21 protein-coding genes and 1 pseudogene are annotated in these 21390 nt (G+C 70.3%); 13 read left to right on the forward strand and 9 right to left on the reverse strand.

The window, feature by feature from the left end; translation table 11 throughout:
• Positions 1-4 precede the first annotated feature (4 nt).
• A pseudogene (gene mca, locus LWP59_RS35070) lies at positions 5-735 on the forward strand (mycothiol conjugate amidase Mca).
• Here the strand turns inward: mca and LWP59_RS35075 are convergent.
• The gene (locus LWP59_RS35075; protein ID WP_144641463.1) at positions 732-1376 is read right to left on the reverse strand and encodes a rhomboid family intramembrane serine protease; all 645 of its coding nucleotides are present in this window, start codon (positions 1374-1376) and stop codon (positions 732-734) included. The pseudogene mca and the gene LWP59_RS35075 overlap by 4 nt on opposite strands.
• 134 nt (positions 1377-1510) lie before the next feature.
• Between LWP59_RS35075 and LWP59_RS35080 the strand changes: the two genes are divergently transcribed.
• Complete coding sequence (locus LWP59_RS35080) at positions 1511-2971, forward strand: alpha/beta hydrolase (RefSeq protein WP_144641511.1); 1461 nt, start codon at positions 1511-1513, stop codon at positions 2969-2971.
• Here the strand turns inward: LWP59_RS35080 and LWP59_RS35085 are convergent.
• Together LWP59_RS35085 and LWP59_RS35090 are read right to left on the reverse strand one after the other, a co-directional pair.
• Entirely contained in the window at positions 2945-3943 is a 999-nt protein-coding gene (locus LWP59_RS35085; RefSeq protein WP_144641466.1) for an ABC transporter permease, read from the reverse strand. The two genes, LWP59_RS35080 and LWP59_RS35085, sit on opposite strands and share 27 nt — an antisense overlap.
• A gap of 59 nt (positions 3944-4002) precedes the next feature.
• Positions 4003-5313: an aminotransferase-like domain-containing protein gene (locus LWP59_RS35090; RefSeq protein ID WP_144641469.1), complete on the reverse strand. Its 1311-nt coding sequence runs from the start codon at positions 5311-5313 to the stop codon at positions 4003-4005.
• Positions 5314-5382: 69 nt separating this feature from the next.
• Between LWP59_RS35090 and LWP59_RS35095 the strand changes: the two genes are divergently transcribed.
• Positions 5383-6135, forward strand: a complete 753-nt coding sequence (locus tag LWP59_RS35095; protein ID WP_144641472.1) for an alpha/beta fold hydrolase — start codon at positions 5383-5385, stop codon at positions 6133-6135.
• Here LWP59_RS35095 and LWP59_RS35100 read toward each other — a convergent pair.
• Positions 6125-6958 carry an SAM-dependent methyltransferase gene (locus tag LWP59_RS35100; protein ID WP_229857865.1) on the reverse strand — a complete coding sequence of 278 codons (834 nt, stop codon included), beginning with the start codon at positions 6956-6958 and terminating at the stop codon, positions 6125-6127. The genes LWP59_RS35095 and LWP59_RS35100 overlap by 11 nt on opposite strands.
• 143 nt (positions 6959-7101) lie before the next feature.
• Here LWP59_RS35100 and LWP59_RS35105 point away from each other — a divergent pair, with 143 nt between their 5' ends.
• A complete protein-coding gene (locus LWP59_RS35105; protein WP_144641475.1) occupies positions 7102-8790 on the forward strand; it encodes an SDR family oxidoreductase in 1689 nt (562 codons plus the stop codon).
• Positions 8791-8891: 101 nt separating this feature from the next.
• The gene (locus tag LWP59_RS35110; RefSeq protein WP_144641478.1) at positions 8892-9500 is read left to right on the forward strand and encodes a dihydrofolate reductase family protein; all 609 of its coding nucleotides are present in this window, start codon (positions 8892-8894) and stop codon (positions 9498-9500) included.
• A 24-nt stretch (positions 9501-9524) separates the two neighbouring features.
• Here LWP59_RS35110 and LWP59_RS35115 read toward each other — a convergent pair whose 3' ends face one another.
• The 4 genes from LWP59_RS35115 to LWP59_RS35130 all read right to left on the reverse strand — a co-directional run bounded on the left by LWP59_RS35115 (position 9525) and on the right by LWP59_RS35130 (position 11239).
• Positions 9525-9992, reverse strand: a complete 468-nt coding sequence (locus LWP59_RS35115) for a MarR family winged helix-turn-helix transcriptional regulator (RefSeq protein ID WP_144641481.1) — start codon at positions 9990-9992, stop codon at positions 9525-9527.
• Positions 9993-10123: 131 nt separating this feature from the next.
• A complete protein-coding gene (locus LWP59_RS35120) occupies positions 10124-10693 on the reverse strand; it encodes an efflux MFS transporter permease (protein WP_229857866.1) in 570 nt (189 codons plus the stop codon).
• Positions 10694-10698: 5 nt separating this feature from the next.
• Positions 10699-11055 carry an MFS transporter gene (locus tag LWP59_RS35125; RefSeq protein ID WP_308431753.1) on the reverse strand — a complete coding sequence of 119 codons (357 nt, stop codon included), beginning with the start codon at positions 11053-11055 and terminating at the stop codon, positions 10699-10701.
• Positions 10955-11239: a hypothetical protein gene (locus LWP59_RS35130; RefSeq protein ID WP_229857867.1), complete on the reverse strand. Its 285-nt coding sequence runs from the start codon at positions 11237-11239 to the stop codon at positions 10955-10957. Before LWP59_RS35130 ends, LWP59_RS35125 begins: the two co-directional genes overlap by 101 nt.
• A 68-nt stretch (positions 11240-11307) precedes the next feature.
• Here LWP59_RS35130 and LWP59_RS35135 point away from each other — a divergent pair, with 68 nt between their 5' ends.
• Positions 11308-12138, forward strand: a complete 831-nt coding sequence (locus tag LWP59_RS35135) for a phosphoribosylaminoimidazolesuccinocarboxamide synthase (protein ID WP_144641484.1) — start codon at positions 11308-11310, stop codon at positions 12136-12138.
• Between the two features lie 42 nt (positions 12139-12180).
• Here the strand turns inward: LWP59_RS35135 and LWP59_RS35140 are convergent, their stop codons facing one another.
• Positions 12181-15492 (reverse strand): choice-of-anchor D domain-containing protein, encoded by a 3312-nt coding sequence (locus tag LWP59_RS35140; protein ID WP_233921955.1) that lies wholly within the window; start codon positions 15490-15492, stop codon positions 12181-12183.
• 136 nt (positions 15493-15628) lie between these two features.
• Between LWP59_RS35140 and LWP59_RS35145 the strand changes: the two genes are divergently transcribed.
• From LWP59_RS35145 to LWP59_RS35175, 7 genes are all read left to right on the forward strand, one after another.
• Positions 15629-15916 carry a glutaredoxin family protein gene (locus LWP59_RS35145; RefSeq protein ID WP_144645871.1) on the forward strand — a complete coding sequence of 96 codons (288 nt, stop codon included), beginning with the start codon at positions 15629-15631 and terminating at the stop codon, positions 15914-15916.
• Between the two features lie 14 nt (positions 15917-15930).
• On the forward strand, positions 15931-16494 hold the full coding sequence (locus LWP59_RS35150) for a TetR/AcrR family transcriptional regulator (protein WP_144645870.1): 564 nt from the start codon (positions 15931-15933) through the stop codon (positions 16492-16494).
• A gap of 195 nt (positions 16495-16689) precedes the next feature.
• Complete coding sequence (locus tag LWP59_RS35155) at positions 16690-17256, forward strand: hypothetical protein (RefSeq protein ID WP_144645868.1); 567 nt, start codon at positions 16690-16692, stop codon at positions 17254-17256.
• A gap of 131 nt (positions 17257-17387) precedes the next feature.
• Positions 17388-18527: a CaiB/BaiF CoA transferase family protein gene (locus LWP59_RS35160; protein WP_144645866.1), complete on the forward strand. Its 1140-nt coding sequence runs from the start codon at positions 17388-17390 to the stop codon at positions 18525-18527.
• Complete coding sequence (locus LWP59_RS35165) at positions 18524-19267, forward strand: acetoacetate decarboxylase (RefSeq protein ID WP_144645864.1); 744 nt, start codon at positions 18524-18526, stop codon at positions 19265-19267. Before LWP59_RS35160 ends, LWP59_RS35165 begins: the two co-directional genes overlap by 4 nt.
• Positions 19264-20118, forward strand: coding sequence for a 3-hydroxyacyl-CoA dehydrogenase NAD-binding domain-containing protein (locus LWP59_RS35170; protein ID WP_144645862.1), 855 nt, complete (start codon positions 19264-19266; stop codon positions 20116-20118). Before LWP59_RS35165 ends, LWP59_RS35170 begins: the two co-directional genes overlap by 4 nt.
• Entirely contained in the window at positions 20115-21287 is a 1173-nt protein-coding gene (locus tag LWP59_RS35175) for an acyl-CoA dehydrogenase family protein (RefSeq protein WP_144645860.1), read from the forward strand. Before LWP59_RS35170 ends, LWP59_RS35175 begins: the two co-directional genes overlap by 4 nt.
• Positions 21288-21390: the final 103 nt, after the last annotated feature.

A 21390-nucleotide genomic window follows, 5' to 3' on the forward strand; every position in this document is an offset into this window, starting at 1 on the left:
CGGGATGGCCCGGTACGTGGCGCAAGGCGCCGAGGTGCTGGTGGTCACCTGCACCGGCGGCGAGCGTGGGGACGTGCTGAACCCGCGGCTGGACCGGCCGGAGATCCGCGCCGAGCTGCCCGCGGTCCGGCTGCGGGAGATGGCCGCCGCCCGGGAGATCCTCGGTGTGCGGCAACGGTTTCTCGGCTTCGTCGACTCCGGCATGCCGGTGAGCTGCCGGAGGGCTGCTTCGCGCGGGAACCGCTCGAGACCGCCGTCAAGGCGCTGACCGAGGTGATCCGCGAGTTCCGGCCGCAGGTCCTGGTGACCTACGACGAGACCGGCGGCTACCCGCACCCGGACCACATCAGGACCCACGAGGTGGCGGCGGCCGCGTTCGAGGCAGCGGTCGGCACCGCGTACCAGATCAGCAAGCTGTACTACCTGTCCTCGTCCAGCCGCGCGTGGTTCCAGGCGATGCACGACGCGCTGGACGCCGACTCGCGGATGGGCCCGGTGCTCGCCGAGCTGCCGGACACCGAACGCCTGGTGACGACGAGGATCCGCTGCGAGGAGCACTTCGACGTGCGGGACCGCCCGCTGCTCCCCCATGCCACGCAGGTCGATCCGGACAGCGGCTTCACGGTGCACTCGCGGGACGTGGAGCGGAAGGTCTGGCCCACCGAGGACTACCAGCTGGCGCGCTCGCTGGTCCCGGTACACCTGCCCGAGGACGACCTGTTCGCCGGGACCTAGGACTCCAGCGGCTTGTCGAGCAAGGTGGTCGCCGGGTCCGGCTCGACGGCCTTCTTCCGCCGCTCGCGGAACAGCCAGCCGCCCAGGACGCCGGCGACGAACCCGAACAGGTGGGCCTGCCAGCCGATGCCCTCGCCCGCGGGGATCAGCAGCGAGAACTGGTAGGCGAAGCACAGCGCCATCACCAGCCCGATCACGATGTCGATCGGCCGCCGGTCGAACAGCCCGCGCACGATGATGTAGCCGAAATAGCCGAACACCACGCCGCTCGCGCCGGCCCCGACCGTGCCCGCGCTCGCGGTGAACCACGCGCCGAGCCCGCTACCTATCACGATCAGCGCGCTCACCCCGAGGAACTTCTTGACGCCCCGGTACGCGGCGAGGAACCCGAAGATGAACAGCGGCCCGGAGTTGCCCTCGATGTGCGCCCAGCTGAAGTGCAGGAACGGCGCGCTGAGGATCTCCGGCAGAGAGCCCACCTGGCGGGCGCGGATGCCGTAGTCGAAGCTGAGCTCGTAGCCCAGCGCGGCGTTGATGATCTGCACCAGCCACAGCACGACCAGGATGCCGACCATGACCCACAGCGCTTTGCGGGCCTCGGCGAGCAGGGCTTCGGCCTCCTCGCCGCGTGGCATGCTCATCCCTGCCTCCCGTTCTCCGTTCCGGTCAGGGTAACGGACATTTCCTACTTCCGGCGGGTCCCGGGTGCGGGTGTCCGAGGCTAGTGTTCCCCCGCGTGAAGCGTCTCGTGGCCCTCGCGGCGTCCGCATTGACCATGGCTTCGATCGTGACGGCGGCACCGGCCGCGGTGGCGGCGCCGGAGCCCATCGCCTGGGGTCCGTGCACCGACCCGACCCTCGTCGCCGCGGGCGGCGAATGCGGTTACCTGTCCGTGCCGCTGGACTACGACCACCCCTCGGGCGCGAAGATCCAGCTCGCCGTCGGACGGGTCAAGCACAAGGTGCCCGACGCTCGGTACCAGGGCGTCATGCTCACCAACCCGGGCGGTCCCGGCGGGTCCGGGCTGTACCTCGCCGCGCGCGGCTCGAAGCTGCCGAACCACGCCGGCGACGCCTACGACTGGATCGGCTTCGACCCACGCGGCGTCGGTTCGAGCAAGCCCGCGATCTCGTGCGACCCGCTCTACATGGACTACGGCAGGCCGAACTACCTGCCGGTCACGCCGCAGCTGGAGCAGACCTGGCTGCAGCGCGCGAAGTCCTACGCCGGCGCGTGCGCGAAGAACAACGACCTCGCGTTGCTGCAGCACATGAAGACCGTCGACTCGGTCAAGGACATGGACTCGATCCGCGCCGCGCTCGGCGTGCAGCAGGCGAGCTTCTACGGCTACTCCTACGGCACCTACCTCGGGCAGGTCTACGGCACGCTGTTCCCGAACCGGGTGCGGCGGATGGTGCTCGACAGCACCGTCGACCCGCGGTACGTCTTCTACCAGGCCAACCTGAACCAGGACCTCGGCTTCGACCGCAACATCCGGATCTGGTTCGGCTGGGTGGCGAAGTACGACTCGGTCTACCACCTCGGCAAGACGGGCGACGCGGTCGAGCGGCTGTTCGACGAGCAGCTGGCCAAGCTGTCCTTCCAGCCGGCGGGCGGGGTCATCGGACCCGACGAGTGGATCGACGTGTTCCAGCAGGCGTCCTACTACCAGCTGCGGTGGACCACGCTGGGCGACGCGTTCTCGAAGTTCGTCAACTCCGGTGACTGGCAGACGATGAAGACCCTGTTCGAGACGTACGGCGGCCGCGGGGACGACAACGGGTACGCGGTGTACCTCGCGGTGCAGTGCACCGACGTGCAGTGGCCGACCAGCTGGAACCAGTGGCGGGCCGACAACTGGCGCACCTTCGCGCAGGCGCCGTACTTCACCTGGCAGAACGCCTGGTTCAACGCGCCGTGCCTGAACTGGCCTGCCAAGGCGGGCAAGCCGGTGAACGTCAACGGCAGCAAGGTTTCCAGCGTGCTGATGATCGACGAGACGCTCGACGCGCCGACGCCGTACGAGGGCAGCCTCGAAGTGCGCAAGCGGTTCCCGGGTGCGGTGCTGATCGCCGAGCCGGGCGGCACCAGCCACGCGATCACGCCGCGCGGGAACGCCTGCGTCGACGACAAGATCGCGGACTACCTGCTGACGGGCAACCTGCCCGACCGCAAGCCGGGCAACCGCGCCGACGTCACCTGCGACCCGCTACCCCAGCCGGTCCCGGCGTCGTAGGCGCAGGGCCGACGCGACGAGCGTGACGAGGAGCCCCGCCACGCCCCAGATCGCGATGACCAGGAGCGGGCGCAGGGTGGCGTGGCCGTCGAAGTAGCCGAAGTTGCGCAGTGCCTCGGTGCCCGCGCCGTTCGGGATGGCGCCGCCGATCGCACGCCAGAAGGTGGGCAGCAGCTCGGCCTGGTACGCGCCGCCCGCGCTCGGGTTGCCGAGGATGACGAAGACCAGCACGGTCACGCCGACGCCGATCACCCCGAACAGCACCTGGAAGGCCATCGTGACGGTCGCGGCGGCGAAGGTGAGCATCGCGCCGATCCACCACAGCGCGAAGAAGTGGCCGGTGAGCGCGTGCAGCCACTGGTCGAGGATCAGCGCCCCGCCGAGTCCGGAGAGGATCGCGTACGGGACCATCGCGCCGAGCCGGAAACCGGTGCGTTGCAGGGTCGCCGGGCGGGCGCCGCGGGCGATGCCGAGCGCGGCGGCGGCGAGGTACCCGCCGACGAGCCAGCCGACGACCGCGTAGAACCCGGTCAGCGCCCGCGCGTCACCCGGTTCGGGGGCGACGAGGTCGACGGTGTTGACCGTCCGTCCCTGCGCGGTCTCGACCTGGGTGACGACCTGCTGGACGGCGGTGGCGAGCGCGGGACCGCCTGCCGAGGCGACGAGCAGGGTGTCCGTGGTGCCGCTCGGGTTGAGCACCAGACCGGCGGTGACCTCCCGGTCGAGGATGCGCGCGCGGGCTTCGGCCTCACTCCCGGCGGTGCTCGCGTCGAGCGGTGCGCCGGCGAGCTCGTCGAGCTGGTCGACCGTCGCTTGTGGACCGACGACGGCGAGCGTCACCCGGTGCGGGGCGGGACTGTGGAAGGCGCCCACATAGGACAGGATGAAGCCGAGCTGCAGCAGCAGCACCCCGGCGACGAGCAGGATCGTCCGGGGCGGGATCGCGTCCCGCAGTCGCTCCTCGGTTTTCATTCCACAGACCCTAGAAGCGACGGGGGGCGGCCGCTATTCGGCGGAGCCGCCGCCGGGCGTCACTCCACCCCGACGTCCTCCGGCGTGGTGCGGGCGAGCCCGGCCAGCGTGTCCAGCGCCTGCGCGAGCACCGGCACCGGGGGCGAAGCCAGGGCCAGCCGCACGGCGTTGGGGGCGCGCCCGGGGGTGACGGCGAACGCCGCGGCCGGGGTGACGGCGATGCCCCGGCGGGCGGCGGCGGCCACGAAGGTTTCCGCGCGCCACGGGTCCGGCAGCTCCCACCAGCAGTGATACGACCGCCGGTCCGCGCGGACCGGCAGCCGCTCATGGGCGAGGGCCTGCCGCGCGGCCGCGTCCGCGCGCTTCGCGGCCTCGATCTTCGTCAGCGTGCCGTCCGCCATGAGGCGCGTTCCCGCCTCGAGGGCGAAATGGGCCGGCGCCCAGCCACCCGAACGGATCGCCGTGGCCACTCGATCGGCGAGTTCCGGCGGTGCGGACACGAAGCCGAGGGTGAGCCCCGGGCCGAGGCGCTTCGACAGGCTGTCCAGCACGACCGCGCGGTCGGACGCCGGCGGCGCCGTCTCCGGCGCCAGAAACCCGTTGATCCCGTCGTCGATCAGGTGAAGCTCCCGCGCCGCAACGACTTCCGCGAGCTCGGCCTGCCGACGTGCGGACATCGTCACGCCGAGCGGGTTGTGCAGGGACGACTGCACGTACACCGCCCGCAGTCGTGGCGTCGAGGCCAGCGCGCCGGGCACCATGCCGTCCGCGTCCATCTCGATCGGCACCAGCGTGACCCCGAGCCGCGCCGCGATCCCTTTCACCACTGGATAAGTCAGCTCCTCGACGCCGAGCCGCTCACCCGCGGGCACGAGCGCGGCGACGACGGCCGCGATCGCCTGCCTGCCGTTGCCCGTGAAGAGCAGGCTTCCCGGATCGGGGGTCCAGCCGCCGCGTGCGAGATGGCGCGCCGCGACCTCACGGGTGACCGGCGAACCGGAAAGGCCCGTGGGCCGCAACGCGGCGGTGAGGGCGTCCGGCCGCAGCAACGCCGCGAGGCTGTCCGCCACCAGCGCCGACATCTCCGGCAGCACCGGGAAGTTCAGCTCGAGATCGACGGTGGCCGCGGCCGGTTCGGCCAGTGCCGGCTCCGGTCGCGCCCCGGCCGCGCGGATGAAGGTGCCGCGTCCTGTCTCGCCCACCGCGAGGCCCCGCCGGATCAGCTCGCCGTAGACCCGGGACGCGGTCGAGTTCGCGATCCCGCGGTCGCGGGCGAACCGGCGTTGCGGCGGCAGCCTGTCCCCGCCGCGCAACCGTCCGGCGGCGATGTCGGCGGCCAGTGCGTCCGCGATCCCGTGATAGTCGTCCATCGATCCCCTTATTGCACCGAGAGCATTGTTTTCATTGCTCCGCTCGGTTTCCGAGGATAGCTTCGAGGCATGGACCTCCGCTACGACGACAAGGGCACCGGCCCCGTGCTTCTCCTCGTGCACGGCCACCCGTTCGACCGGACCATGTGGCATCCGCAGCTCGAGCACTTCAGCGCGACCCACCGGGTGCTCGTCCCCGACCTGCGCGGTTACGGCGAAACACCGGTACGCGGTACGAAAACCCTGCTGCAAACGTTTGCCGAGGATCTCGCCGACCTGCTCGACCACCTGCACGTCGACCGCTGTGTCCTGGGCGGGCTGTCGATGGGCGGGCAGATCGCGATGGAGTTCCAGCGGCGGTTCCCCGAGCGCCTCACCGGCCTCCTGCTCGCTGACACGTCACCGCTCGCGGAGACCGGGCAGGGCAAGCAGAATCGCACCGAGATGGCCGCGCGATTGCTCCGAGAAGGAATGGGCCCGTACGCCGACGAAGTGCTCCGGAAAATGGTCGCCCCGGGCAGCTCCGAAGTGGACGAGCACGTCCTGGCGATGATGCGTGGCGCTCGGCCCGAGGGCGCGGCCGCGGCGCTGCGAGGACGGGCCGAGCGCCCGGACTACGTGGAAACTCTCCGTACCGTTCGCGTGCCCACGCTCGTGGTCGTCGGCAGCGAGGACGAGTTCACCCCGCTCGCGGACGCCGAGCTGATCCACCGGAGCGTCCCGCACTCGGAGCTCGTCGTCATCGAAGGCGCCGCGCACCTGCCGAACCTCGAACGGCCGGCCGAGTTCAACACGGCACTGGCGCGCCTGCTCAGCGCTTGACGCCGAGCCCGCCGACGAAACAGCACGCCGCGGGCTGCTCGCGCAGCAGCGCCGGCCCGTCGTTCACGTGCCACTCCGGCAGCCAGGTCAGACCGGGCTCGGCCAGCTCGAAATCCCCGAAATAGCTCCGGATCGTCTCGCGGTCGCGCGGGCTCGCGGCGATCCCGGCCTGCCGGTACAGCTCGACGCCGGCCTGGAACTGGCGCAGCTGCTCGTCCGGCACCGCGTCGAACGTCGCGTGCGAGATGACCAGCTGCGATCCCGGCGGCAGCAGGTCGCGGTACGCCGCGACCACGCCCGGCACCTCCTCCTGCGGGTCCAGGAAGTGCAGCACGGACACCATGAGCAGGCCGATCGGCTGCGTCGGGTCGAGCACGCGGGTGGCCAGTGCCGCCTTCCACACCGCGTCGACGTCGCGCAGGTCCGCGTGCAGGACGGCCTGCCGCGCCGGATCGCCGTGCCGCTCCAGCAGCACCTTCGCGTGCGCGACCGCGACCGGTTCGCAGTCGACGTAGACACAGCGGCTTTCCGGGTCGATCGTGTCCGCGACCTCGTGCACGTTGCCGACGGTGGGGACACCCGAGCCGAGATCGAGGAACTGGGTGATCCCGTTGCGCACGGCGTGCCGCACCGCGCGGCCGAGGAACTCGCGGTTCACCCTGGCGCCGATGCGGATGATCGGGACCAGCTTGCTCAGCTCGTCGCCGAAGACGCGGTCGATCGCCCAGTTCGCAGTGCCACCGAGGAAGTAGTCGTAGACGCGGGCGGAGTTCGGGTGATCGAGGTCGACCGCGTCCATCGAGGCGTCGTGTCGGTCTTTCACGCCTCGGCTCCCTTGTCCGCAACTGTCCCACCCGTGCGGCAGGCTAGCAGAGGACTCTACCGGTTCTTGAGTGTTACTCGCGGTCATAGTTACTTTCGGGTAGCATATTTCCGGCCGGCGCGGGCCGGCCCTGAGGAGGACGGATGAGGACAGTGGTCTCCGGCGACGTCCGGCTCGCGGTGTTCGAGGAAGGCCCGGCAGACGCGCCGACGGTGCTGCTCGTGCACGGCTATCCCGACACGCACACCGTGTGGGACGACGTGGCCGCCCAGCTGGCCACCCGGTTCCACGTCGTGCGGTATGACGTCCGCGGCGCGGGCGCGTCCGACTCCCCGCGCGGCACCGCCGCCTACCGGCTGCCGCATCTCAAGGACGACCTGTTCGCCGTCGCCGACGCGGTGAGCCCGGACGAGCCGGTGCACGTCGTCGCACACGACTGGGGCTCGATCCAGTCCTGGGAGGCGGTCACCGAACCGGGCGCGCACGAGCGGATCGCTTCCTACACCTCGCTTTCCGGGCCCAGCCTGGACCACGCCGCGTACTGGATGCGCGAACGCTGGCGCCGTCCGACGCCGCGGAAGCTCAAGCAGGCGCTGACCCAGCAGCTGCACTCGTGGTACATCCTCGCGTTCCACGTGCCGGTCCTGCCGGAACTGTTGTGGCGCACGGTTCTCGCGAGGCGCTGGCCCCTGTTGCTCAGCCGCGTCGAGGGCGTGCCACCGCGGCCCGGCCATCCGGCGCCGACGCTGGCGTCCGACGCCGCCCGCGGAGTTTCCTTGTACCGGGCCAACTTCCGGTCCCGGCTGAACAAGCCGCGCGAACGGCACACCCAGGTCCCGGTGCAGGTGATCACGCCCACCGGCGACCACTACGTCACCCCGGCGCTCACCGAGGGGCTCGAACGGTGGGCGCCGCGCCTGTGGCGGCGGCGCCTGCACGCCGGGCACTGGTCGGCGCTGCTGCGCGACGGCGCGCAGGTCGCGCGGATGGCGACCGAGCTGATCGACCACGTCGGCGGCGAGCCCGAAGCACGCGGCCTCGCCCGGGCGCGGGGTGCCGCGGGTCCGCTCGTCGTGGTGACGGGCGCGGGCAGCGGCATCGGCCGGGCGACCGCACAGGCGTTCGCCGCCACCGGCGCGGAGGTCGTCGTCTGCGACCTGGACGAGGCGGCCGCGCGGGCGACCGGCGGGCACGCGTACCGGGTCGACGTCTCCGACGAGGCCGCGATGCGCGAGTTCGCGGCCGAGGTGGCCGACCGGCACGGCGTGCCGGACATCGTCGTCAACAACGCGGGTGTCGGGCACGCGGGCAGCTTTCTCGCCACCACCACCGAGGAATGGCAGCGGGTGCTCGACGTCAACCTGTGGGGCGTGATCCACGGGTGCCAGGTGTTCGGGAGGCTGATGGCCGAGCACGGGGAGGGCGGGCACATCGTCAACGTCGCGTCCGCCGCGGCGTACCTGCCCGTGAAGTCGCTCGCCGCCTACTCGACGAGCAAGGCGGCGGTGCTGATGCTGTCGGATTGCCTGCGCGCCGAGGTGAGCGGCCGCGGGATCGGCGTCTCCACGATCTGTCCCGGCCTCGTCGCCACGAACATCACCCGGACGACGACGTTCTCCGGGGTGAGCGCGCAGGAGCAGGACCGGAAGCGGGCGAACGCGACCAGGGCCTACGGGCGGCGGAACTTCGGCCCGGAGAAGGTGGCGGCGCAGATCCTGCGGGCGGTGGCGACCGGCAAGGCGACCGTCCCGGTCACCCCGGAGGCGAAGGCGGGTCTGGCGCTGGCGCGGCTTTCCCCCGCCGCGTTGCGGGCGGCCGTGCCGCACACCTGACCTGAACATCAAGGTCCGCATCGCCTGATGCCGGTCCGATGAGTTCCGAGCCTCCGCGGAGTCTGCACTGACGGACGGACACACCGACGAGAGGAACCACCGTGGGCAAGCTGATCGTGGCCGAGTTCATGACCCTGGACGGGGTGGCCCAATCGGGAGGAGAGCCTGACGAGGACCGCGACGGTGGCTTCAGCCACGGCGGATGGCACGCACCGTTCCGCGACCCCGAGGCCGGCAGAGTCATGTTCGAGGCAGCCAAGTCGATGGACGTCCTGCTGCTCGGCCGCCGCACCTACGACGTGTTCGCCCGCTTCTGGCCGACCGCTCCCCAGGAGATGCCGTTCACCGCAGTACTCAACGGCGTCCCCAAATACGTGGCAAGCCAGACACTCACCGAGCCTCTGACCTGGCAGGGCTCGACCCTCCTCACCCAGCCCATCGCCGAGAGCGTCGCCGCACTGAAGGACCGCCACGAGGAGGTCCACGTCATCGGCAGCCTCAACCTGGTGCAGTCACTGCTGCGCTTCGGCCTCGTCGACCGGCTCGACCTCTGGGTCGACCCGCTCGTGCTCGGCACCGGCAAGAAGGTGTTCGGAGACGGCATCCCACCCACCGCACTACGCCTGATCGAATCCGCCAGCTACCCCAACGGCATGCTCCACCTGGCATACGACACCGCCGGCGAACCAACCTACGGCACCATCGGATGACCAGGTCTTGGCGGCCGTCACGCCTCAACGTTCCGCCTCCGGCGGGCGCAACGCGCGGAACACCTTGCCGCTCAGACGGCCCAGCTCCAGGAACTCCTCCTCGGTCAGCGCACCGGCCATGGTCCGGTGCACCGCGTCCGCGTACCCCGGCTGGATGCGTTCGAGGAACTGCGTGCCTTCGGCGGTCAGCACCGCGTACAGCCCACGCCGGTCGACCGGATGCTGCTCCCGCCGCACCAGGCCCAGCTGGGCGAGCCGGGTGACCCGGTAGTTCAGCCTGCCGCCCGGGGAGAACAGCACCGCAGCCAGCGCCCCCATCCGCATCCGCCCTCCCGCGGCGCGCAACCTGGTCAGGATCTCGTACTCGGCGTGCGAAATACCCGCGTCGGCGTGCAGATGCCGCTCCACCGCCCGCTCGACGAGGGTGCAGGCGCCGAGGAAATCGATCCACGCACGCCGCCGCTCGCCGGACAACCACGAACCGTCCGCCATGCCCAGGAAGAATATCCGCTTTCCCCGGTGCGCTCAGCCATGCGTCTCCACCGGCACCCCGACTGTCGCATGTGGACGCTGCGCCGACCAGAGGAGGGCCGTCACCGCGGTCGCGAGCGCCGAAGCGCCCGTCAGCCACCAGAACGCGGCGTGGAAGGCTCCCTCGGCGCCAGGTGTCGGGCCAGCACGACCGCGAGCAGCGCGAACGGCAAGGTCGTCAGCACCGTGAACACGGCGCCGCCGAACGCGACGACCCCACCGCCGAGCCGGTCGCTGAGCCGGTCGCTGAGCCGGCCCGCGAACGGCAGGGCGACCATCGTGCCGACCCCGAGCGAGACCAGCGACAGGCCGGTGGTCACGACGTCCGCGCCGCGCAGGAGCTGGAAGTAGAGCGGGAACAACAGCATCGCGCCGAACATCGAGGCACCGATGAACGCCGACGACGCCGCGGCCGCCGCGTACACCCGGTCGCGGAACAGCCGCAGGTCCAGCAGCGCATGCTCCCGTCGCCACGCGCGGACACCGAACGCGATGATCCCGGCGAGGCCGAGGAACAAGGGGATCGCCACCGTCGGCGCGGTGAGCGTCGGCTTCTCGCCGAACGTGGTGACGGCGTAGACGAACAGCGGCAGGCCGGCGCCGATCAGCAGGAACCCCGGCCAGTCCAACCGCGGCACGGCCGTCGCGACACCGCGCGGCACGTACCTCAGGCCGAGTGCGACCCGATCGCGCCCACGGGCAGGTTGATCACGAACAGCCACGGCCACGGCAGTGCGTGCAACAGCAGGCCGCCGACGGTGGGGCCGATCGCCGGACCGCTGCTCACGGCGATGCCGAGGATGCCCATCACGCGTCCGAGCCGCCGCGGACCGACCGCCTGGCCGAGGATGGTCTGTCCCGCAGGCACCAGCAGCCCGGCCGAAATCCCCTGCACCACGCGCGCCGCGACCAGCCACCCCAGGTCACCGACGAGTGCGCACAAGCCGGACGCGACCGTGAACGCCGCGAAGGCGTACAGCCACAGCCTCCCGACTCCGATCTTTCGTCCCAGCCAGCCGCACAGCGGCCGCGAGCGCGATCAGGTAGGCGCTCGACACCCACTGCACCTCGTCGAGCGTGGCGCCGAGGTCGGTGCGGATCGCGTCGAGCCCGACGTTGACGAGCGAGGTGTCGAGCATGCTGACGAACGCGCCGAAGACGATGACGAGGGCGAGCCGCCAGGTGGGCCAGGAGATCCGGTCGGTCATGAGACCACCTGAGACCTCGACCTTACTGGAGGTCAAGCGCGGTGGAGCACGGCCTTTAGGATGGGCGCATGGAGCACGTGCACGCGGGCAAGGTTCGCGACCTCTACCTCGATGGCGACGACATCCTGCTCGTGGCGTCCGACCGGATCTCGGTCTACGACGTGGCGCTGCCCACCCCGATCCCGGGCAAGGGCGCGCTGCTGACCCAGCTGTCGAACTGGTGGTTCGAGCACTTCCGCGAGGTCGTGCCCAACCACGTGCTGTCCGTGACGGACGTGCCCGAGGAGTTCGCCGGCCGGGCGATGCGCTGCAAGCCGCTGAAGATGGTGCAGGTCGAGTGCATCGCCCGCGGTTACCTCGCGGGGCTCGGGCTGCGCGAGTACCAGAAGTACGGCACGGTGTCCGGCGTCGCGCTGCCGCCTGGGCTCGAGGAGGGCAGCAAGCTGCCCGAGCCGATCTTCACGCCGACCACGAAGGCGAGCGAGGGACACGACGAGTTCATCACCTTCGGCGACGTGGTGAACCAGGAGGGCCGCGAGACCGCGGAGCGGCTGCGCGAGCTGACCCTCGAGATCTACCGCAAGGGCGCCGAGCACGCGGCCGGACAGGGCATCATCGTCGCGGACACGAAGCTGGAGTTCGGCTGGGACACCGAGGGTGTGCTGACCCTCGGTGACGAGGTCCTCACCTCGGACTCGTCGCGGTTCTGGCCCGCCGACGAGTGGGAGCCGGGACGGCCGCAGTACGCCTTCGACAAGCAGTTCGTCCGAGACTGGGCAGCCGGCACCGGCTGGGACAAGACGGAGCCGGGCCCGGAGGTCCCCGCCGACATCGTGGAGGCCACCCGGCGCCGGTACGCCGAGGCGTACGAACGGATCACCGGCCGCACCTGGTCCTGAGTAGACGGTTCGGGGCGCCGGTGGTCCCGGCGCCCCGAACGGTCAGCGGTAGGTCACCTGGATCGAACCGTTCGAGAACCAGAACGTGATCCACCCGTGCACGAAGTCGTTCCGCCTGCCGCCGTTGATGCCGTACTCGTCCGAGCTCGGGTAGCCCAGCGCGCTGCGCTCCCAGCCCATCGACGCCCACTGCTGCCGGATCAGGCCGTAGATCGCCGCCGGACCCGTCGACGGGGTCCAGTAGATCGACGCCTGTTTGCTGAAGTGGTTGTACCGCCCCACCCCGTCCGGCGTGCCCAGCTCGTCCGTCGTCGGGTAGCCGAGCGGGCCCTGCTCACGGCTGAGCGCGGTCCACCGGTCCCGGATCTGCCCCTGGATCGACCACGCGCCGGTGTTCGCCGTCCAGTAGATCGACGCGCCGTCCGGGCGCGAGAAGTGGTTGTACTTCCCGGTCCCGTCCGGGGTCGTCGTCTCGTCCGTGATCGGGTACCCCTGCGGCCCGGTCTCCCAGCCCATCGACGCCCACTTCGTCCGGATCGCACCCTGGATGGCATGCGCCCCGGTGTTGGGCGTCCAGTAGATCGACGCGCCGTCCGCCCGCGAGAAGTGGTTGTACCGCCCCACTCCGTCCGGCGTGCCCTGCTCGTCGGTGATCGGGTAGCCGAGGCTGCCGGCCGGCCCGCCGAGCGCCTTGTACTTGGCCAGGATGTCGCCCAGCATCGCGTGCGCACCCGTCGCCGCGGACCAGTAGATGCTGCCGCCGCGGAAGTCCTGGGCCTTGCCGCCGCCCGCCGTCGCGTACTGCGCCGATACAGGGTCACTCAGGAACGAGCCGCGGGCGCCGCCGAGCTTGTTGTAGTAGTCGGTGATCGGGTCGGTGTTCCCTTGCAGGGTCACGGTCTTGGCGGTCTCGAGGTCGTCACCGGTGATCTCGTACACCGCCGTCGCCGGGTAGGCGTCGGACGGGGTGAAGGTCACCTTCTGCTGCATCTCCTCGCCCGGCGGGATCGGCTGCCCCTCGGCCAGCGGGTCGTCGCTGTGGAACACGCCCGCAGGCGCCTTCGCCTTGGTGATCGTCAGCGGCACCGTGCCGGTGTTGGCCACGGTGAACGAGAGCGTCACCGACTGCCCGACCGGGACCGTGTGGAAGTCCACCACCGTCGGGTCGAGCGTCAGCTGCGGCTTGCCCGTCAGCGCGGTGCCCGTCATCGGCACGGTCACCGAGCCCTGGTCGCTCGACAGCGTGAGCGCGCCGCTTTCGGGCTTCCCGGTGTCCGTGCCCGTCGTCGGCGTGTAGGTGACCGGGACCGTCGTCGACGCACCCGCCGCCAGCACGGTGCCCGCCGTGGGCAGCTGGTCCGCGCTGAACGGTCCGCCCGGCGCGGTCACCGCGGTGATCGTCTCCGCGGTGGTGCCCGTGTTGATGATGTTGACGCCGAGCTCCTTCGCCGCACCCGTGCGCACCTGCCCGAAGTCGAGCGAGGTGGGTGTCGCGCCGAGGCCCGGCTGCGTGCCCTGCCCGTGCAGGTCCATCGCGGTGGTGCCGACGTTGGTGCTGAAGGTCAGGCTGCCGGTCGACGCGCCCCAGGCGGACGGCGTGTAGCTGATCGGCACGGTCAGTGTCTGCCCCTTGACCAGGCTCACCGGCGTGGTGAGCGAGGTGACGAAGGGAGCGTCCGCGGTGGCGCCGGTGACCGTGAGATCACGGTTCGCCGTGACGGTGACGGTCGCGTTCTCCGTGGTGCCGACCGCGGTCGAGCCGAAGTCGTACGGCTTGGTCGCCAGCACGGCGGTGGTCGGCCTGCCGAAGCCGAGGATCTTGCCGTCCCGGGTGCCGACGTAGACCCGGCCGTTGTCGGTGGCGGGCACCGAGAACTTGACCGCCGTGCCGATCGGGGCGGAGTAGCGCAGCTTCAGCACGCCGTTGACCGGCACCGGGTCGTACGCGCGCAGCTGGGCGTTCGCCCCGGTCGGGCCCGTGCTGTAGACGACCCACACCAGCGCCGAGCCCGAGGTCGTGCCGGTGGAGGTGACCACCGGCGAACCCGAGGTGTAGCCGAAGTTGTCGGTGGTCGTGCCGACCGAGGTCAGCGACGGCCCGGCGGCGGAGTACTTCAGCGCACGCAGCGGTCCGGTGTTGCCGACGACGTAGACGTAACCGCCGTCGCCGCCCCAGAAGCCGGGCCGGCCCCAGACGCCCTGGAACGGGCCGGTCATGCCGACGACGGCGTCCCCGCCGCCCGCCCCCTGCCCGGAGCCGCCGAGGTGGTCGGCGTCGAGCAGGTAGACCCGGCCGTCCTTGCCGACCTGGACGACCAGGCGCGGGTGCGCGGTGGTGCCGAAGTTCGACGGCAGCGCCATCGGGCCGCCCGAGCCGAGGTCGGCGTCGTCCTGGTTGAGCTTCGTGTTGTCGTGCGGGCTGAAGAAGCTCTGCGGGGTGAGGGACCCGTCGCTGTTGACGGCCAGCCGCACGACCGACTCGCCGAGGGTGGCCGGCGGGTCCTCGCCGGGGCCGGGCGCGGGCGCGATGCCGTTGCCGGTAGCGACGATGATGCGACCGGGCCCGTCGGAGAGCAGCCCGGCGCCGGACTCCCAGATCCCGCCCTCGTCCGAGGCCGAGGCCTCGGTGGCCCAGATCGTGGTCTGGGCACCGGTCGAGGCATTGACGCCGACGATGTAGCCGACGTACGGCGTGTAGTCGCAGTGGCTGGCGAACCCGGCGTAGACGACCCCGTCGAGCAGCAGCAGCCCAGGCCGCTGCATCGCGGTCATCGGGTTGAACGGCACGCTCGGGTTGTTCGTCGGCGCGCCCTTGATCGTGGTCGGGAAGCCCGCGCGCTCGGCGCCGGTCTTCGCGTCCAGCGCGTGCAGGTACCAGTGCGGATGCTGGGCGTCGGGCCCGTCGTTGACCTTCGCGGTGAGGTAGACGGTGCCGGTCGACGGGTCGTAGACGGGCGTGGCCGTGACGCCGATGTTCGGGACGAGGTCACCACAGCTGACGGTGGACGCCGGCCAGGCCGGGCCGAAGTCGACGCTCCACTTCTGGGCGCCGGTCACCGCGTCGAGGCCGTAGACCTCGTTGTTCTCGGTGGCGGCGACCACGACGCCGTTCGCCACGACGGGCTGGGCGTAGACCTGGCCGTTGACGTTCGCGGAGAACAGCTGGCCGAAGTCGGCCGCGCTCACCTGCGACGGCACCAGGCCGGCTTCGTCGTCGTCCCAGCCGGTGCGCAGCGTGTTGTGCGCCGAGGTCGAGTCGTCGGCGAGCGCGGTCGGAGCGACTCCCCAGCCGACGAGAATTGCAATTACGGAAAGTAGCAAAATCCGGGCAGCATAACGAGACCGGATGAACAACGCGTGCCTCCATTGCGCCATTGGGACGCAACAGTCGCGTCACCCCGCGACAGACATTTCGTAATTTCCCCCGATCGTGTTACTTCTCAAGATCACGGACGAGTTACGATCACCGGGAAATGGTTAACCTGGAGCCATGACCACTGCGCACGAAAGTGCTGTCGAGTTCTACTGGCGGCCCGGCTGCGGGTTCTGCATGATGCTGCGCGCCCACCTCGAGCGGGCCGGCCTGCCCCTGCACGAGGTCAACATCTGGGAGGACGACGACGGCAGGGCCCGCGTCCGCACGGCCGCGAACGGCAACGAGACGGTGCCGACCGTGTTCGTCGGGCCGGTCGCGATGGTCAACCCCGACATCGACGAGGTGCTCGCCGCTGTCCGCGAGCACGCACCCCAGCTTCTCGCGACCCGTACCAACCAGTAGGTACAATCGGCACCGTGGACACGGTGGAACGGCTGATCACCAGCACGCAGGAGCTGCTCTGGGATCGCGGCTACGTCGGGACCAGCCCGAAGGCCATCCAGCAGCACGCCCAAGCGGGCCAGGGCAGCATGTACCACCACTTCGCGGGCAAGTCCGAGCTCGCGCTGGCGGCGATCTCGCGCAGCGCGGCCGAACTGCGGGAAGAGGCCGAGTCCGCGCTGTCCGGCGCGGGCACCGCGGTCGAGCGGATCTCGGCCTACCTGGACAGGGAGCGCGAGATCCTGCGTGGCTGCCGCGTCGGGCGGCTCGCACAGGATCCGGACGTCGTCGCCAGCGAGGAGCTGCGCCGGCCGGTCGGCGAGACGTTCGACTGGCTGCGGGACCGGCTCGCTCAGGTGCTCGCCGAGGGCAAGGCGAACGGCGAACTGGCCGAGGACCTCGACCCGGTGGACGTGGCCGCAGCCGTGGCCGCGGTCGTCCAGGGCGGTTACGTCCTGGCCCGCGCGGCCGGTTCCGAGGAGCCCTTCACCCACGCCGTCGCGGGCGTGCGCGACCTACTGCTCGGTAAACAACTCTGAACCAGGAGTGCAGGCCCGCCGTACCGGTCGCGCCGAAAACCGTCGCGGATTGTCGCGAAAACCGGCGCCCAGCGGTGTTCATCGACACGGCCAGTGATTTTCCGAACTTTTCCCCACCCCGGCCCTTACCGGACGGCCGGCCTGCGCTAGAAAGACTCCGGCGCAGTCTTTCCCTTCGTTCGAAAGGTAGGTCCGGTGAACGACGAAGTGTCGGTGGCCGAGCTCCTCGAGCGCGAGGGCTGGGGCGACGTGGACCGGAAGCCGAACGGCCGCATGCGGGTGGTCGCCGTGATGCTCGCGGTGGTGCTGGGCTGCGGGCTCGCCGCGATCCTGGTCCACTTCGGATCGCAGAACTCCGAGGCGGACTCGCCCTCGTTGTTCAACCTGCCGCACGGCCCCACGGGCGGCCTCGCGGGCGGCGGCGTTCCCGCCGCGCCAACCGGTTCCGAGGTCACCGGCCTCAACACCACGGTCATCGTCACCAACGAGACCGAGATTCTGGGCACCGGAATCGACGGGATCCCCTGGCACAAGCACAAGCGGGAGACCGAAACGCAGACTGTCACAGTCACCGGCTCCGCGGATCCCGGGCAGGGCGACGACCCGAGCACGGGCGGCAGGCCGCCGGTGACCACAACCCCCACCGCCACCCCCGGCGGGCCGGCAGGCGGAAACGGCGGCCGGCCGTCGAGTGACCCTGGCAAGCCGCCGACGAAGACGACGACACCGCCCCCGTGCGTTCTGGGCATCCTTTTCTGCTGATTTCGAACAACACGGCGAATTCGGTGTGACCGCTGCGGTCACACCGTTGTTCTTCCATTGATCATTCCGTTCCGGCGCATTTCGTCCTAGCTTCGAAGGTGAAGCGAGAAACGAAATGCGAGGAGGCAGGAATGAGTGGCCCCTTGGCCGGAATCCGGGTCATCGATCTGTCGACCGTGGTGATGGGCCCGTACGCCGCACAGATCCTGGGGGACCTGGGCGCCGACGTCATCAAGATCGAGTCACCGGGTGACACCGCGCGGGTCGGGACCTACCAGCGCACCCCGGGCATGACCGCCCTGGCGCTGGCGGTCAACCGCAACAAGCGCAGCGTCGCCCTCAACCTCAAGGACGAGGAGCAGCGCGCGCAGGCACTGCGGCTGATCGACGGCGCGGACGCGCTGATCACGAACATGCGCCCCGGCGCGCTCGCGCGCCTCGGGCTGACCTACGAGCACGTCGCCGAGCGCAACCCCAAGCTGGTCTACGCGCACGCCCAGGGCTTCCGCGGCGACTCGCCGCTGGCCGGCAACGCCGCGTACGACGAGACGATCCAGGCCTCTTCGGGCCTGGTCGACCTGACCAACCGCGCCGTGGGCAAGCCCGTGTACCTTCCGACCATCATCGGCGACAAGGTCTCCGCCCTGACCATCGCGTACTCGGTGCTCGCGGCGCTGCTGCACCAGCAGAAGACCGGCGAGGGCCAGTACGTCGAGATCCCGATGACCGACACGATGATCGCGTTCAACCTGGTCGAGCACCTGGCCGGGCGCACCTTCGAGCCGCCGACGGGAGCAACCGGGTTCGCCCTGTCGATGAGCGAGGGGCACCAGGCGGTGCCGACCAAGGACGGCCTGGCCTGCGTGATCCCGTACAACCCGCAGAACTTCCGCGACTTCTTCACCGCCGCGGGGCGCCCTGACCTGGCCGACGACCCGCGGGTGAACGGCGACGCCATCGACCGGGCCGACACCGGCGCACTCAACGCGCTGATCGCGGAGTGCGCGCCCGAGTTGACCACCGAGGAGTGGGCCGAGGTCTGCGCCAAGCACAGCATTCCGTTCGCACCGGTGCTCGAACTGGATCACGCGGAAGAGGACCCCTACGTCGCGGCTGGAGGGCTGATCCAGCGGGTAGCACACCCGAGTGAAGGGCCGATCAAGACGGTCGGCATCCCGGTGCGGTTCTCCGCGACCCCGGCCGCCATCCGGCGGCTGCCGTCGCTGCCCGGCCAGGACACCGAAGAAGTGCTGAAGGAGCTGGACGCATGAAGGCCGAAGACGTCCGACGCCGGCTGTCCACGCCGCTGACCGGCCCGGCGTTCCCGCCGATGAGCCCGCGGTTCACCGATCGCGAGTACCTCAACATCGTCTACCGGACCGATCCCGAGGCGCTGCGGGCCGTCGTGCCGGAGCCGCTGGAGATCGGCGAGCCGCTGGTGCGCTTCGAGGTGATGCGGATGGGCGACGTCACCGGCTACGGCCCGTACACCGAGGCCGGGCAGGCGATCCCGGTGAGCTTCGAGGGCGAGCGGGGCGAGTACCTGCACGCGATGTACCTCGACAACTTCGCCGCGACCGCCTCCGGCCGGGAGGTCAGCGCGTACCCGAAGACCACCGGCTCGCCGCGGCTCTACGTCGACCACGGCGCGCTCGTCGGCACCCTGGACTACGGCAGCCTCCGCGTCGCGACCGCGACCATGGGCTACCAGCACCGCGCGCTCGACCTCGACGAGGCCCGCGCGCAGATCACCGTGCCCACGTTCATGCTCAAGATCGTCCCCGGCTACACCGGCAGGCCACGGGTGTCCGAGCTGGTCCGCACCGAGATCACCGACGTCACCGTGAAGCAGGCCTGGACCGGGCCGGCGCGGCTGCAGCTGTTCGAGCACGTGCTCGCCCCGCTCGCCGACCTGCCGGTGCGTCAGATCGTGTCGGCCAGCCACATCCTGACCGACCTCACCCTCGCGCCGGTGCGCCCGGTGCACGACTACCTGAAGGAAACGTCATGAAGATCGCCGTCATCGGGGCCGGCACGATCGGCCTGTCGTGGACGAAGCTGTTCGCCGACCACGGCCACGACGTGCGCGTGAGCGACCCGCGTGCCGACCTCGCCGATGTGCTGCGCGAGTTCGACCCGGCGCGGGTGCGTGCGGCGGCCGACCTGGCCGACGCGGTGCGCGACGCGGACGTGGTGCAGGAGAACGGGCCCGAGAACCTGGAGTTCAAGAAGGACCTGTTCGCCACCCTCGTCGAGCAGGCACCGCGGCACGCCCTGTTGCTCAGCTCCTCGAGCGCGATCCCCGCCGGCGCGTTCGCGCCGGCGGACGGTGAGCGCGTGCTGATCGGGCACCCGTTCAACCCGCCGCACGTGCTCCCGCTGGTCGAGGTCGTGCCCAGTGAGCGCACGTCCGAGGACTCCGTCCGCCGTGCGGTCGAGTTCTACCGCTCGCTGGGCCGGACTCCGGTGGTGGAGCACAAGGAGGTGCCCGGCTTCGTCGGCAACCGCCTCCAGGCCGCGTTGCAGCGTGAGGCGGTTTCCCTGGTACAGCAAGGAGTCGTGAGCCCGGCCGAGCTGGACGCAGTGGTCGTCAACTCGCTCGGCCCGCGGTGGGCGACTGTCGGCCCGTTCCTGGGCGCGCACCTGGGCGGCGGCCCCGGCGGCTACCGCCACCTCACCAGTCACATCGGGTCGTCGATGAGCAACCTGTCGGTTGGCAAGCCCGACACCAGCCCGGAAGCGACCGAACGCGTCGTCGAGGCCGTCGAGCAGGCGTACGGCGACAAGTCGTACGAGGAGCTCGCCGAAGCCCGCGACCGCACCCAGCTCGCCATCCTTTCCGTGACAGGAGAAGAGAAATGACCACTGCCGACTTCTACGGCTACGAGGACCTGCTCGCCGAGGAAGAGCGCAAGATCCTCTACAGGGCACGGGACTTCCTGCAGGCCGAGGTGCAGCCGCTCGTCAACGAGTACTGGGCCAAGGGCGAGTTCCCGCGGGAGCTGATCCGGAAGTTCCAGGAGCTGAACCTGGCGGGCGTGGCCTACGAGGGCTACGGCGACCCGCTGCCGCGCGGGAGCCACCTGCTGACCGGCATGCTCGCGATGGAGTACAGCCGCACCGATCCGTCCGTGGCCACGTTCTTCGGTGTCCACAACGGACTCGCGATGTACAGCGTGTACGCCGGCGGCGACCAGGAGCAGCGCGACCGCTGGCTGCCGGCGATGGCCGCCATGGACAAGATCGGCGCGTTCGCGATGACCGAGCCGCTCGGCGGTTCCGACGTCGCGGGCGGCATGCGCACCACCGCGAAGCGCGAAGGCGACACCTGGGTGCTCAACGGCGCGAAGCGCTGGATCGGCAATGCCACGTTCGCGGACCTGGTGATCGTGTGGGCGCGCGACGTGGACGACAACAAGGTCAAGGGCTTCGTCGTCGAGAAGGGCACGCCCGGGTTCTCCCCGGTCAAGATCGAGCACAAGGTCGCGTTCCGGATCGTGGAGAACGCCGAGATCACGCTCACCGGCGTGCGGGTGCCCGAGGCCAACCGGCTGCAGAACATCAACGGCTTCCGGGACGTCGCCGAGATCCTCCGCGCCACTCGCGGCGGCGTGGCCTGGCAGGCGCTCGGCGTGATGACCGGCGCCTACGAGCTCGCGCTCGCCTATGCCAAGGAGCGCAAGCAGTTCGGCCGTCCGATCGCGAGGTTCCAGCTCGTGCAGGACCTGCTGGTGAAGAGCCTCGGTAACATCACCGCGTCATGGGGCATGCTGGTGCAGCTGGCCAGGCTGCAGGACTCGGGCATCTTCCGGGACGAGCAGTCGTCGCTGGCGAAGGCGTTCGTCACCTCGCGGATGCGCGAGGTCGTGGCCTGGTGCCGCGAGATCTTCGGCGGCAACGGGATCGTGCTCGACTACGACATCGCCCGCTTCTTCGCGGACGCGGAGGCCATCTACTCCTTCGAGGGCACCCGAGAGATGAACACGCTGATCGTCGGTAAGTCAATAACCGGCGAAAGTGCCTTCGTTTAGGAGAAATCACAACTAGATAACTGATTGCAACGAAATCCCCCTTCTAGGCGAAAAGGGAACATACGCCTAAAAGGGGGATTCATGATCAGACAGTGGTCAAGGC

Source organism: Amycolatopsis acidiphila, from assembly GCF_021391495.1.
GTDB classification, from domain to species: Bacteria; Actinomycetota; Actinomycetes; order Mycobacteriales; family Pseudonocardiaceae; genus Amycolatopsis_E; species Amycolatopsis_E acidiphila.